General features: G+C 49.2%; 16 protein-coding genes. 9 read left to right on the top strand and 7 right to left on the bottom strand.

Going from position 1 to position 13938, the window contains the following annotated elements; translation table 11 throughout:
* The first annotated feature begins 37 nt into the window (after positions 1–37).
* Together IPL71_RS09380 and IPL71_RS09375 are read left to right on the top strand one after the other, a co-directional pair.
* A complete protein-coding gene (locus tag IPL71_RS09380; RefSeq protein WP_345320987.1) occupies positions 38–775 on the top strand; it encodes an alpha/beta fold hydrolase in 738 nt (245 codons plus the stop codon).
* 20 nt (positions 776–795) lie between these two features.
* Positions 796–987 carry an alpha/beta fold hydrolase gene (locus IPL71_RS09375; RefSeq protein WP_345320985.1) on the top strand — a complete coding sequence of 64 codons (192 nt, stop codon included), beginning with the start codon at positions 796–798 and terminating at the stop codon, positions 985–987.
* A 12-nt stretch (positions 988–999) separates the two neighbouring features.
* Here IPL71_RS09375 and IPL71_RS09370 read toward each other — a convergent pair whose 3' ends face one another.
* The 7 genes from IPL71_RS09370 to IPL71_RS09340 all read right to left on the bottom strand — a co-directional run bounded on the left by IPL71_RS09370 (position 1000) and on the right by IPL71_RS09340 (position 6632).
* Complete coding sequence (locus IPL71_RS09370) at positions 1000–1950, bottom strand: cation diffusion facilitator family transporter (RefSeq protein ID WP_345320983.1); 951 nt, start codon at positions 1948–1950, stop codon at positions 1000–1002.
* A gap of 49 nt (positions 1951–1999) precedes the next feature.
* Positions 2000–3388 carry a nucleoside recognition domain-containing protein gene (locus tag IPL71_RS09365; protein WP_345320980.1) on the bottom strand — a complete coding sequence of 463 codons (1389 nt, stop codon included), beginning with the start codon at positions 3386–3388 and terminating at the stop codon, positions 2000–2002.
* Positions 3389–3434: 46 nt separating this feature from the next.
* Positions 3435–4271 (bottom strand): FeoB small GTPase domain-containing protein, encoded by an 837-nt coding sequence (locus IPL71_RS09360; protein ID WP_345320979.1) that lies wholly within the window; start codon positions 4269–4271, stop codon positions 3435–3437.
* Between the two features lie 64 nt (positions 4272–4335).
* A complete protein-coding gene (locus tag IPL71_RS09355) occupies positions 4336–5340 on the bottom strand; it encodes a metal-dependent transcriptional regulator (protein ID WP_345320977.1) in 1005 nt (334 codons plus the stop codon).
* A 2-nt stretch (positions 5341–5342) separates the two neighbouring features.
* Positions 5343–5942 (bottom strand): isoprenylcysteine carboxylmethyltransferase family protein, encoded by a 600-nt coding sequence (locus tag IPL71_RS09350; RefSeq protein WP_345320975.1) that lies wholly within the window; start codon positions 5940–5942, stop codon positions 5343–5345.
* Between the two features lie 20 nt (positions 5943–5962).
* On the bottom strand, positions 5963–6211 hold the full coding sequence (locus IPL71_RS09345) for a FeoA family protein (protein WP_345320973.1): 249 nt from the start codon (positions 6209–6211) through the stop codon (positions 5963–5965).
* A gap of 19 nt (positions 6212–6230) precedes the next feature.
* Complete coding sequence (locus IPL71_RS09340) at positions 6231–6632, bottom strand: metal-dependent transcriptional regulator (protein ID WP_345320971.1); 402 nt, start codon at positions 6630–6632, stop codon at positions 6231–6233.
* Positions 6633–6853: 221 nt separating this feature from the next.
* Between IPL71_RS09340 and IPL71_RS09335 the strand changes: the two genes are divergently transcribed.
* The 7 genes from IPL71_RS09335 (at position 6854) to IPL71_RS09305 (ending at position 13937) form a co-directional block, all read left to right on the top strand.
* A complete protein-coding gene (locus tag IPL71_RS09335) occupies positions 6854–8002 on the top strand; it encodes an ROK family transcriptional regulator (RefSeq protein WP_345320970.1) in 1149 nt (382 codons plus the stop codon).
* Positions 8002–9129, top strand: a complete 1128-nt coding sequence (locus tag IPL71_RS09330) for an ROK family protein (RefSeq protein ID WP_345320968.1) — start codon at positions 8002–8004, stop codon at positions 9127–9129. Before IPL71_RS09335 ends, IPL71_RS09330 begins: the two co-directional genes overlap by 1 nt.
* A complete protein-coding gene (locus IPL71_RS09325; RefSeq protein WP_345320967.1) occupies positions 9090–9386 on the top strand; it encodes a hypothetical protein in 297 nt (98 codons plus the stop codon). Before IPL71_RS09330 ends, IPL71_RS09325 begins: the two co-directional genes overlap by 40 nt.
* 170 nt (positions 9387–9556) lie before the next feature.
* Positions 9557–10405, top strand: a complete 849-nt coding sequence (locus tag IPL71_RS09320) for a PIG-L deacetylase family protein (protein ID WP_345320965.1) — start codon at positions 9557–9559, stop codon at positions 10403–10405.
* Between the two features lie 70 nt (positions 10406–10475).
* A complete protein-coding gene (locus IPL71_RS09315; RefSeq protein WP_345320964.1) occupies positions 10476–11852 on the top strand; it encodes an ABC transporter substrate-binding protein in 1377 nt (458 codons plus the stop codon).
* Between the two features lie 77 nt (positions 11853–11929).
* The gene (locus tag IPL71_RS09310; RefSeq protein WP_345320963.1) at positions 11930–13084 is read left to right on the top strand and encodes a carbohydrate ABC transporter permease; all 1155 of its coding nucleotides are present in this window, start codon (positions 11930–11932) and stop codon (positions 13082–13084) included.
* A gap of 235 nt (positions 13085–13319) precedes the next feature.
* Positions 13320–13937: a carbohydrate ABC transporter permease gene (locus tag IPL71_RS09305; protein ID WP_345320961.1), complete on the top strand. Its 618-nt coding sequence runs from the start codon at positions 13320–13322 to the stop codon at positions 13935–13937.
* Position 13938 lies beyond the last annotated feature (1 nt).

The raw sequence follows: 13938 nt of genomic DNA, 5'->3' as shown, positions 1-13938 counted from the left end.
ATTCGATCGGCATAAAATGTACTGCTCAATCTGGAGGTTGACATGCGAAAAAAATATAAAACGGATTATTCCGCTGATTCTTGTGATCGTGATTGCAGGAACATATCTGTGGCCTGTGCCGCGTATGCCGTTTGAAGAAATATATGCAAAAGTGGATTCTGCTCAATCGCAATCGCTGCAATCTTTCCGCATTACGCATCCCGCGCAGACACTCGAAGTCAACGGCGTGGAATGGGAGTATGTCTCATTTGGTGAAGGAAAGGAAACAATTTTATTTTTACACGGCATGACCGGCGCGTATGATATCTGGTGGAATCAAATGGAAGCCCTGCAGGATGCCTATCGCGTGATCTCGGTCACATACCCCGCAGTGGATTCGTTGCGGGAGATGAGTGGCGGCGTTCTTGCAATTCTGGATGCCGAAGGCGTGGAGCAGACTCACATCGTGGGGACTTCTCTGGGCGGCTACCTGACTCAATACATTGTCGCGAATCATTCTGACCGGGTGCTGAGTGCTGTTTTCTCGAACACGTTCGCCCCGAATGATTTGATCGCCGAGAAGAATAAATCCATTGGCGCGGCGCTCCCTTTTCTGCCAGAGTGGCTGGTGATTGATGTGCTGCGTGGAAGTTTTTCTGCGAGTGTGTATCCTGCATCCGGCAATGATGAATTGACTTTGGCTTTCCTGAATGAGATCAGTTATGGAAGAATGCGAAAGGCACAAGTGGTGGGACGTTTTCATGGCGTGGTAGAAAAATTTACCGCGCGGATCTGACTTCTCTGAATATCCCCGTTATGATCATCGAAGCGGATAATGACCCGTTGGTTGAGTTTGTTCTGCGTGAGCAACTTAAGGAAACATATCCCACCGCCGAAGTATGGACTCTTTCAGGTGTGGGACATTTCCCATATTTAAATCATAGCGATGTTTATACTAAAATCATAAAAACTTTTATCGGCAATCTGGTCATTATTGCGCCCCAGTAACCAGCAACGGATTTAACCAGTCGCGTGCTCATGCTCGTGACTGGTTTCGTTAATGTCACAGAAAAGCAGGGTGTGCGCACAGCCTGCGCATTCCAATTGCAGGGTTGTGTGTTGAATGTTGAATTGATGTGTGAGTATTTCGTTCAAGTTTTGCTGAATGGATGCTCCCGCACTAATCGACACATCGTCTGTCACGATATGCGCGGATAGGGCACGTAAACTTTCATTGATGCTCCAGACGTGCAGATCATGCACGCCGCGCACGCCTTCCACTTTGAGCAGGGTGTCGACCATTGAGTTCAAGTCAATGCTTTCAGGGGTGCTCTCCAGCAGAATGTGAATCGACTGGCGCAAAATACCCCATGCGTTCCACAAAATAAATACGCCGATCAACACGCTGACGAGCGGATCGAGCCAGTTCCATTGGGTGAAATAAATAATGACGCCCGCGATGACCGCACCCAGCGTAGACATGACATCGCCCATCAAATGTAAAAATGTGCTGCGTAGATTCAGGTCGTGTTCGCTTCCGCTTTTGACGAGCCAGGCGGTGCCGGCGTTGATTAAGAATGCCAGAGCGCCGACCGTTATCAGGATCGCTGAATCAACTTCGGGCGGGGAGATGAGGCGTTTCCAGGCTTCGTAAAAAATTCCCAACGCGATCAATGTCAGGGTGGTGGAATTTACCAACGCGACAAGAATTCCAGCACGATGATATCCAAATGTTTTTCCGGCGTGGGCAGGCTGTGTGGCAAGTTTTACCGCGTACCAACTTAAGCCAAGCGCGATGACATCGGTGAAATTATGCGCGGCGTCGGTCAGCAGGGCAAGGCTGTTGCCGAAGATGCCGGCGAGGATCTCGACCACGACGAAGGCGGCAGTTAACCCCAGTGAGATTGCGAGTCTTTTTGTGGTTTGGTTGGCGAGATCGCCAAAGTGTGAGTGGGCGTGACTGTGCGACATACTGACATTATAAAGTGACAGCCATTTTTAGGGTGGCTGTCACTTGTGTTTACGCCCAACCGAGTAATCTTGCGATGGTTGCAGTTAAGAATGTAACTATGAATGCTGTGCCCAAAGTCATCACCACGCTCAAGGTTGCCCACTTCAACGATTTGGTTTCTTTATAGATCGTCATAATTGTCGTCGCGCATGGATTATGCAGCAGCGCGAACAACATCAAATTGATGGCTGTGAGCATGGTCCAGCCGTTGCCGTTGACCAGCAGGTCAAAAATTTCATTATTCGATGTCGGTCCGTTGATCATCATGCCTGCACCCATGTAAACCATCATCATGGTTGGGACGACGATTTCATTGGCTGGAATTGCGATGATGTAAGCCAGCAAAATTACTCCATCCAGACCAAGCAATAATCCAAGTGGATTTAACCAGTCTGCGATGGCGCGCGCTAGATTTGAATCACCGACATTGATATTTGCCAAAACCCAAATGAGCGCGCCGGCAGGTGCTGCGGTCTGCATGGCACGCCAAAGGACAAAGATCGTGCGGTCAATAATGGATGTATATAAAATGCGGCTGATGTTCGGTCTGCGGTAGGGCGGCAGTTCCAATGTGAATGCGGATGCTTCGCCTTTCAAGACGGTTCTGGATAATATCCACGAAGCGATGAAGGTGAACATGACACCGATCAACACCACACCGACAACTGTTCCAGCTGCGACGAGGGAAGTCAGCGCCGGAGGGAAGGACGCCGCCACGAAAACAGTAGCCAGCATAATCAAGGTCGGGAAGCGCCCATTACATGGGACAAAGTTATTCGTTAGAATGGCGATCAAGCGTTCACGCGGAGAGTCGATCACGCGCGTTGCGATCACGCCCGCCGCGTTACATCCAAATCCCATGGCCATTGTTAAGGATTGCTTTCCATGTGCGCCGGTTTTCTTAAAGAGCCAGTCCATGTTGAAAGCAACACGCGGCAGATAGCCGAGGTCTTCCAAAAACGTGAAAGCAGGGAAGAAGATCATCATCGGCGGCAGCATCACGCTGATGACCCATGCCAGACCCAAATACACGCCGTCCCAAATAAAACCTGTGATCCACCACGGCATGCCGATTTGATTAAAGAGAGCGCGGCCATAATCGCCAATACCGAACAACACAACCGCGATCCAGCCTGAAACTACATTTGCGCCCGAAACTGTCAGCCAGATAATGAGACTGAGCAGGAGCAGCATGATCGGCAATCCCGCATATGGCGAAGTGACGAGGCGGTCTATCTTTTGATCGAAATCATATTTTTTATTCGACGTACTTTTCACGGCACGCTTCGCAATATTTTCCGCTTCTGTATAAAGTGATTTAACGATCTCGTCGCGAAACCCGGTGGACAAACTATTGCGCAACGATTCTGCCTTTGCTAAAATTTCATTCGCTTCCATATTTACCTCTTCTTAATTCCTAATACGTAATTACCTAATTCCTGATTTATTGCCTTCCCTCAACCGACATCTTCCCGCTGAACTTCACATCCGCGCGCTGTTGACGTGAAACAATGTCACCCAACTCGCCCGTGGATAGTGCCTTCTGCACCCGCGCATCACCATCCAACAAGCGGATCGCGAGCCAGCGTGCGTTTGGAATGCCAGGCGCCATTTGTTCGATCATCGGTACAAGTTCATTCACCGCCTTTTGAAATTCAGGCGTGCCGTTCACGCGCAGCGGTTTGGTTTCTATTTTTCCTTCGATCACATCTGCTACCGCGCCCAATAAAGTATGGATTCCATCACCGGTTCGCGCAGTGATAGCAATTGCGGGCACGCCCAGATCACGGCTCAGTGAACGCGCATCCACTTCGAGTCCTTTTCGTTTTGCTTCGTCCATTAAGTTGACCGCGATCACAACGTTCTCAGTGATTTCCATGACCTGCATCACGAGATTTAAATTTCTTTCCAGCGAGGTCGCGTCACATACGACGATCGTGCAGCTTGGCTGTCCGAACAAAATAAAATCACGCGCCACTTCTTCATCCTGTGAAGCCGAGAGCAATGAATATGTTCCGGGCAGGTCAACCAGTTTATAGCGCATCTTGTTAAATTCAAATCCGCCTTCGGCACGTGTCACGGTTTTTCCGGGCCAGTTGCCGGTGTGCTGTTTCAATCCCGTCAACGCATTGAACAAAGTGGATTTCCCCGTATTGGGATTCCCGGCCAATGCAACGACACGGTCAAAATCTCCGACCTTGATTCCCATTTGCTCCAACTGTGTAAATGCCGGGCAGGTTTCGCAATGTTCGGTGGGGAGTACTGTTTTTGTGTTTGTCATTTTTTCTCCATTGTCGAAGGTTGAAAGTCAAAGGTCTTATGACCTTCGACCTTCGACTTTTGACTTACATTGGTTTCACCCAAATCTGTGCCGCCTGATCTTTTCGCAGTGCGATCAATGTGCCACGCACACGATATGCGCGTGGGTCACCAAAGAAATTTTTCAACTCAGGGTAAATGACCGTTCCGGGCGTTAATCCCAGATCCAAGAATCGTCTGCGGGTAAAACCCTGCACCGCTTCATCAAGCAGCACGATCTCAGCTTTCTGATCGTATGTCAATTCTGCGAGTGAGATCGCATTTGCTTTTGAAGTTTCGCTTTCGGGCAGCGCGGCCACGCTCACATTTGCAGCAACGGCAGGCGCAAGACGAAATTCAGTCTCACCATCGGTCAATAAATAGCGCTGTGGATTTCGATCCAGAATGCGGATGGTTTGTCCCAGGCGGAGTCCTGCCGCCAGAATTTGTTCAAACGCTAAAGCAGGTTCATCCTCAAGGTGTACGATTCTCATTGGACCTTCAGCCTGCCACGCTGTCAACGGCATTCCCTCAGCCTTGAGTAGAGTCCCCTCACGGGTAGGGATTGGATCGCCATGTGGATCACGTGTCGGGTGGCCCAGAGCCGCATCCAGATCATCGAGTTGTGCTTCGGTCAGTGAGTGTTCGCGTCGCTCAGATTCGCCGTGGATCTTTCCCAACGGCATCCGCGCTTCATCTGTGAGATAGCGCTCCCACAACCGATGAGCACGGACAACATGCAGCGCCCAGCGTTCGCCTTGTGTGGTAAGGTGCAGATCCGAGCCGCGTGATTCGAGCAGGCCTTGAGTCTCCATATCTTCAATAAGTTTCATCACTGTTGTGCGTTGCAGATTTAATGTGCCCGCCAGTGATTCGGGCGAGGCTTGTCTTGCGTGTTGTTCACGGTCGAGTAAATGCTTGAGCGCATCTTCCACCAGTTCGCGTTCTCTGGCGATTCGGTATGTTTTATAGATTGCGATCAATCCCACACGCGGAATGAAAATTGCGGCGATTAATATGATTGCTGTGATGAGCCAGACAGTTGTATTCATAGTTATCTGTTTCCTGGTTTGGGCAGGAACCTTCCTGTGTGTTTCATATATTCACGATATTCATCACCAAATTTTTCGATGAGATTGGCTTCCTCTTGCGGTGTTCGTTTTGCCATTGCAATAAAGGCCAAAATACCTAACGCGGCGACGAACCAGTTATCAGCCATCATTCCGAAGGAAATGAAGAGCATTGACCCAACGGTATATAGCGGATGCCGCACCCAGCGGTACGGTCCGCTGGTGGACAGTTTGTGTTCCCTGCGTGTGGCGCTGGTGGGTGAGATGCCGCTGCCAATGCTGCTGAACAACCAGTACAGTAACACATCGCTGACAATTGCCATGCCAATTCCAAACCAGCGCACCCATTCTGGCAGACCAATTTTTGACCAGGCCATCCATGCCGGGTTGATCAAATATACAAATGGACTCAGCCATAGGATTATCCCAAAGAACCTGATGATGTTCATCATTACGGAGCCGTCCACTTTGCGGGAGATTTTCTCGCCTGTTTCTTTATCCGCCTTAATGCGGAAGTAGCTTGAGATGCCCATTCCAGTAAGAAGGATTAGGGCGGCTAAAATGCGAAAAATATTTTCGTTCATATTTCTTCCTTTCTTCTTTATTATTTATCTACAAATACTTGTGTTGTCACTGCCGTCCCCAGTACCACATTTGACTTTTGGCCCTCAACTCTCAAAGTAAGGTTGCCATCGAATTCGGAATATTTTTTAACCGTGACGATCGCTTCGGGCACCACGCCGATCTCGCGCAGGTGGCGCAGTAATGCCGGGTCGTCGTCTGATACTCTTCGGACGGTGGCAGTTTCATCGGTCCGCAATGATGCGAGCGGACATGATTTATCAGTGGGCATGGTTAAGTCTGCTGTGGAATTAATCGCCGTGCGGGTCTCGGGTGGGATGTCCCAGAGCGGCGGCCATGCGTGCCTCGAAATCTTCCGAGATAACATGCTCAAGTCTATCGGCCTCGTGATGGACTTCATCCCATGAATAACCGAGTGTGTTGACCAGAAAAGTTTCCAGCAGCCGATGATGACGGATCACTTCAAGCGCAGCCTTTTCGCCGTTCTTTGTGAGCGTAACGCCTTGATGTTTTTTATAGTTCACCAATGGCGGCTTGGCGCTCGAAAGTTTTTGCAGCATACCGGTCACTGAAGCGGGGGCGATGTTAAGCCGCGCAGCCAGCTCGTTCGTGCTGGCAGAGCCGCCATGTTCGTTGAGTTCGTAGATATGTTTCAGATAATCCTGAATGGATTGGGTGATGATTTCAGGCATTGGTATCTTTTCCGTCTATAAAAATAAATTTAGTCTTACCTAAATATTAGTTTAATCGATATTGTAGTTTTTGTCAAGAAATTAGGGCTTGACTTTTTGTGGGGGAGTCTGTAAAATGCGTTTGTTAGTCCAGTGAATTTACAAAGTATTGAAGTGTTCACTTAATCGTTTGCGTATAGACACTTGCTGAAAAAATCAGATTCTCAAGGAATTGCAGAACCATGAAAAAAGCGACTCATCAACAGACCAAGCAGCACAATCGTGATCTGGTATTGCGCACGATCTTTGCCCACGATTCGATCAGCCGCGCAGAGGTTGCCCGTGTGACTCATCTCACGCGCACCACGGTTTCAGATGTTGTGAATGGCTTGCTCGCTGAAGGTCTGGCGGAAGAGGTGGGGCGTGGAGAATCCATTGGCGGGAAATCTCCGATCCTATTAAGCATCGTAGCCGACTCACGTTATTTGATCGGATTAAATCTTGGGCAGGATAAATTTATTGGCGCAGTGGTTAATTTACGCGGGGAAATTAAAGAGATCGTCGAAGCACCTGTGCATGATGATAATGGTGAAAAAGCGCTTGAACTTGTTTATCAGATCCTTAATCAACTGACTCGAAAAAAATTAAAGCCAATTGTTGGCATCGGTGTAGGCGCGCCGGGTTTGGTCAACACGCGCGATGGCATTGTGGTCAACGCGGTGAATTTGGCATGGCAGGACCTGCCGCTCGGCCAGTTGCTTGAAAAGAAATATAAACTCCCCGTTTCAATTTTGAATGACAGTCAGGCAACCGCCATTGGCGAATATGTTTATGGCGGCGACCATGAGCCGGATGAAAATCTGATCGTAGTCAATGCCAGGCATGGTATTGGCGCGGGCATTTTAATCAATGGACGTTTGTTTCAAGGTGACGGCGGCGGCGCGGGCGAAATTGGTCACGTGGTGGTGCAGGAAAATGGCGAGCTTTGCCGCTGCGGCAAACGCGGTTGTTTGGAAACCATTGCCAGCGCACGGGCGGTTTTACAGCAAATGAAAACGGATTCCCTTGACGATGTTGTCTCATCTTTTCTGGCTGGAAATACAAAAGCCAATACAGTGGTAACCAAGGCGGGGCATTACCTTGGAACATCTCTCGCCAATTTAATTGGCACGCTCAATATTCAAAAGATCGTACTCACCGGTGATATGACCCGCTTCGGTGAAAAATGGCTGAAAGCCGTCAGCGCCTCCATGCAGACGGGCGCGTTATCGCGCATGGCCGAAGGTACAAAACTTGAGATCGGCAAGCTCGATTATCGCGCCTGTATTCTCGGTGCATCCGCATTTTTGCTGCTTGATGATTATTCCCTTTTGTTCAACGAGGAAAATTAATGTCTTTGCAATTGCCTTCCCCTCGCGTCCAACCTCCGCTGGATGAAAATTTCCGCCCGGCGATTTTGGCGAATCAAAACTTCCAGCGTGAAGTTAAATCAATTGGCGTGCGACTCGTTCTCGGCCTCGAAAGAAGCGGCGGCGAATTTTCGCGCTTTGAAACTGTGGTCTATCCCGAAGGCCACGCGGATTTTGAATCCAATTTTCAATATGTCGAACGCATTGTTAAATTTTTGCTTTGGCAGCGCGGTGGTCACACATTGTATGTCGGCGGTTCAAACAAGATCGCTGAATATTTGCAAAAAGTTTATTCTGCGAACGGTGCGAAAAACTTCGATTATAAATTCATGGGCGAACAAGTCTACGAAAAGGAGTTTTCTGTCGTTGCCTGTAAAGTGGATGAAGTACCCGCTTCGCGCGAAACCGGAAAATTGCTCGGCCGAAATTTGCAGGGTCACCGCATTGGGTTTGATCTCGGCGCCTCCGACAGAAAAGTCAGCGCCGTTGTAGATGGGACCGCTATCTACAGCGAAGAAGTAGTTTGGGAACCGCGTAAGCATAACGACCCTGAATACCACTACCGTGAAGTAATGACCGCGCTCAAAACCGCCGCGAGCAAAATGCCGCGAGTGGATGCCATTGGCGGAAGTTCTGCTGGGATCTATATTGATAATCGCCCGATGGTGGCTTCGCTTTTCCGTGGAATTCCACAGGATCAATTTAGCGAAATTAAAAATATGTTCCTTCGGATTCGCGAGGAAATGAATGTACCCCTGGAAGTCATCAACGATGGCGATGTGACCGCGCTGGCAGGTTCGATGTCGATTGAAGATAACGGGATTTTGGGCATTGCGCTCGGTTCAAGTGAAGCCGCGGGGTATGTCAACACTGAAGGTCACATCATGGGCTGGCTGAATGAACTGGCTTTTGCGCCCATTGATTACAGTCCCAATGCACCGGATGAAGAGTGGTCTGGTGACAAAGGCTGCGGCGCTTCGTATTTTTCGCAGCAATGTGTGTTCAGGCTCGCGCCGAAAGCCGGCATTGAAATCCCAACCGATGTGACTGATGCAGAGAAGTTAAAGTCGTGCAGGAAAAACTGGAAGCTGGTCATGAAGGAGCTTTGAAGATCTGGCAGAGTATGGGCATTTATCTTGGTTATGGTATTGCGCATTATGCAGACTTTTACGATATCAAACATGTGCTGATTCTTGGCCGTTGTACATCCGGCCGCGGCGGTGACTTGCTGCTCGAAGGTGCGCAGAAAGTCTTTGAAACAGAATTCCCTGAATTATTGAAGAAGATCGAATTGCATTTGCCCGATGAAAAAATACGCCGTGTCGGTCAGTCTGTGGCTGCTGCGAGTTTGCCGGTGATCAATTAAAAGTATTTAGAACCTGGTTGAAGATTATTGAGGCTTGCCACAAAGACACAAAGCCTCGAAGTCTCAAAGGAAAAACTTTGTGGTTTAGTGTCTTCGTGACTTTGTGTTTATTTTTCAGGCAGTCTCTTGCCCTAAGATGATTGAGTTCACAGAGATTGAAAAGGATTTTTATGAAGTTTTATTTGGATACAGCCGAAGTTTATATCCCCGATAACCAGCCTGTGGATGCGGCGCTTGCACGCACAACGCATTTGTGTTTTGCCGCGCATCAGGATGATATTGAGATCATGTCCGCACAGCCGATCCTTGAGTGTTTTCAGCAAAAGGACAAATGGTTCACGGGTATAGTCGTCACTGATGGACGTGGTTCACCGCGTGATGATCTTTATAAAAATTATAGCGATGATGACATGCGACTCGTCCGCTTTAAGGAGCAGCGCAAGGCAGCTTTTGTGGGTGAGTTCGCGGCGCAGGTCATGTTGGATATTCCGAGCAAGATCGTAAAAGATTCTGCCAGAGAAGAAACCGTGGAAGATATGCTCAAGGTTTTACGCGCAACCAAACCGCAAGTTGTTTACACCCACAATCTCGCGGATAAACACGATACGCATGTAGGAATCACTCTCAGGGTGATAGAAGCCCTTCGGAGGCTCGACCAGTCAGAACGTCCCGAAAGACTCGTGGGGTGTGAAGTCTGGCGTGCGTTGGATTGGATGGTCGATTCTGACAAGGTGTTGATGAACGTCTCCGATCATGAAAATCTGCAACTGGCTTTATTGGGTGTGTTTGACTCGCAGATCGCCGGCGGAAAACGCTACGATCTCGCTTCAATGGGACGCCGCCGCGCGAACGCCACATATTTTGAATCACACGGCGTGGATGCGACGACGGGTTTGTCTTACGCGATGGATATGACCTCTCTGATGAACGACACGGAAAAAAGTCCGGCCGTGTTTGTGGAGGAATTCATTCAGCGCTTTGCCAGGGATGTTAATGAACGTGTCGGCAAGTTGATATAGGCTGACCGATTCATTCATTGCAATACGAGTTTGAAATGTCGTTGTTCAAAACCAAAAGGAGAAGAAAGTAATGAAAAAGAAACTGTTTGGATTGTTGTCCGTTCTGATGCTGGTCAGCCTTGTGTTGACCGCATGCGGTGGTGCTGCGACCCCCGCCGCTGTTGCAACCGAAGCTCCCGCCGAAGCCACTGAAGCACCCGCTGCGACCGAAGCTCCTGCCGGTGAAGCTGTGACATTGAAGATCTATTTGCTCGATTACACACCCGCCACCATTGAATGGCTCAAGAGCGAGATCAACCCCGCTTTCGAAGCTGCTCACCCCGGCGTGACCGTTGAGATCACCGAAGGTTCATGGTCTGGTTGGGACACAACCTTTAGTGGTTTCTTTGCCGCTGGCGAAGGCCCCGACATCATCAACCTCGGCTCTGAAATGAACACCCTCTACGGCCAGAACCTGGCTGATATGGATGCTTATCTCGGCGAAGGCGCCTGGGACGAGATCGGTAATTTTGGCCCTGCGCTTGAGAATGCCAAGTTCGAAGGCAAACTCCGCGGCTTGCCCATCTTCACAGCTCCCCGCTATGTTTTCTGCCGCACCGACTTGATGGAAGCCTCTGGCTGGACAACTGGCAATCCTCAAAACTTTGCCCAGTGGAAAGAATTCGCAACCGCCGCTACGACAATTGATTCTGCTACGAATTCATTGACTCAGCAGGCGCTTGTTCCCGTTGACGCCGGCTCCATGGCTGACTGGCAATGGTGGTTGTTGGTGTATTACTCTCTCGGCGGCGAACTCTACAAAGCCGATGGCACTCCCAACTTCGATTCCCCCGAAGCTCTCGCGACCACACAGTTCATGCTCGACATGCGCAAAGCCACCTACGGCGATGCCGTGAATGCAGTCGGTTCACTCCCCACCGGTCAGGGTTCTGTCATCGATGTGGATGATGCCACCAGCAAGGATAACGGCGCTGTATGTCTCGCTCATTCCGGTTGGGCTGCTCCTGCCTTTGATCGCCCGATCTGGGACAATGTGACCATCGAACCTTTCTATGGTGATCCCGAAAACTTCCCCAACAGCAAGCCTGTTGTGCTCGCTTTCAATGACTGGCTCGCCGTCGCTGATTACAGCCCCAACAAGGAGCTCGCTGCTGAATGGCTCAAGTCCGCTTTCAGCAAGGAAGCCAACAACAAGTGGAACGAGACCATGGGCTTGATCCCTGCCCGTAACGACTCACAATATGGTTATGTGACCGATTCCCCACAACTTCAACGTGAAGCCGAATTGGCCTCCAAGTACGGTGTTGGTTTCGCCGGCATTACTGAAGCCGCCAAACTCTCCACTATCATGCAGGATGCTCTCGGCAAGCTCATCACCGAAGAACTCACTGCTGAAGAAGTGGTTGCCAAGATCCAGGAAGAATACATTGCCGCTCTCGGCCAGTAATCTTCGTCTATAACATGGGATGGGCGGGGAAATTTCCCGCCCATCCTTTTTCTTATTCGCTAGCAGAGGATATGCCCATGCCTGAAAATCCATACCTCAATGTTTTGGTCACCGCAGCATTAACCGTTGTGTTTATTATTGTTACCAGTTATCTGCTGGGCGCATTGGCGCGGTGGGTAATGAAGGCGCGCGGTGCTTCTCTGAAGGTGCAGGAAAATACTTTCGCAGGATATTTTTTCGCTGCCCCGTGGATCGTGGGCTTCCTGATCTTTGTTATTGTCCCGCTGGCTTTTTCGCTTTACTGGAGTTTCACTGATTATCGTGTCACATCCCGTGATCCTGCAAATTGGATCGGACTTGAGAATTACACCAATCTGCTTTTCAAAGACGACAGTTTTCGCGCCTCCATTGTCAATACGCTTTATCTGACCGTGATCGGCCTGCCGTTACAAATGGCGGCCGCGTTATTCCTCGCTGTGATGTTGAATCAAAAAATGCGCGGCGAGCGTGTCTTCCGTATGGGGTTTTATCTTCCTGTGATTCTTGGTTTCAACACCGCCGTACTTTTGTGCTGGCGTTTGATGTTGAACACAGGCACTGGCATTATTAATCAATTGATCCGTTCTGTATCACTTTCATTTCCGCCGTTTGGATATCTCACTCGCGGCCTAATATTTATTCAAGAAATCACTACTGCCTTCTTCCTTGGTATTAATTCAGGGAAATTCAGTTTGATGACCAAGGTAATAGAAGCGGGATTCCCCGCCGCCAATCGTGTTCCGCTCTGGGTGCAAAGTCCGCTGTGGACGAAGATGTCCGTCATTCTGTTGATGGTCTGGGGCTGCGGCGCGATGATGTTGATCTTCCTCGCCGGCTTGAATAACATCCCCAAGGAATTGCACGAAGCTGCCGAAGTGGACGGTGCAACAGTCTGGCAGCGTTTCTGGCGTATTTCCTTCCCGCTGTTGACGCCTTATATTTTTTACAACCTCGTCGTCGGCTTGATCAGTTCCCTGCAAATTTTTGAACCGATCTTTGTTTTGTATCGTGATAATCAGCCAATTGTTTCCTCGGCCATTTCAATGGTCTATTATTTGTGGCAAAAGAGTTTTAGTCACTTTGAGATCGGGTACGGCTCCGCCATCTCATGGGTGATCCTTGTCATTATTCTCATCGTTACCGTGGTCCAGTTTAAGTTACAGGATCGCTGGGTAACTTACGATATTTATTAGGAGGGGTGAATATGAAAAAATACTGGCCCATTCTTAAAAGTGTTTTCCTCTACGCCATCCTGACCGGTTCCACGGTTTTTATGAGTTTCCCATTGTTCTGGATGATCTCCTCCTCGCTCAAAACATTGGAAGAGACCAACTCTCCGGGCATTGTCTGGATTCCGCCAACCCGACTTTTCAAGCCTATATTGATATTTTCCAAAATCAGGATTTTCTGCGCGCTTATTTCAACTCCGTGTTTTATGTCACCCTCGCATTGGCTGGAACATTGATCTCCATTGCGGCCGTGGCTTATGCCTTCAGTCGCATAGAATGGCCGGGGCGCAACGTGGTGTTCTTCCTCATGCTTGCCACGATGATGATTCCGCCGCAGGCCTTGATTGTTCCGCAATATGTTTTCTTCAATAAATTAAATTGGGTTGGCACATTTAATCCGATCATCATCCCCGGATATTTTGCAGGCGGTGCGGCCATGATCTTTTTACTGCGTCAGGCTATGTCGCAAATCCCAAAAGAGTTGGATGAGTCTGCTTTTGTAGATGGGGCGAATCATCTTCAGATCTGGTGGGAGATCGTCCTGCCTCTAGTCAAGGCTCCGATGGCAACGGTTGCGACCTTCTTGTTTGTCGGCGCATGGAATAGTCTGTTAACTCCGTTGATGTATTTGCAAACGGTTGAGCTTTATACGTTGCCTGTTTATGTTTCCACTTTATACAATATCAACAACACCGTGCAGCAATGGCCGACCATTATGACGGCCGCCGTACTGACTACCATTCCGCTGATTATTTTATTCTTCTTCGCCCAAAGATTCATTCTTGAAAGCGTTGTGGTTTCCGGTCTCAAAGGTTAAT

The sequence above is a fragment of the Candidatus Villigracilis proximus genome (genome assembly GCF_016717045.1).
GTDB lineage: Bacteria > Chloroflexota > Anaerolineae > Anaerolineales > Villigracilaceae > Villigracilis > Villigracilis proximus.
Note: the sequence above shows the minus strand (reverse complement) of the source record. Positions and strands in the feature narration are given on the sequence as shown.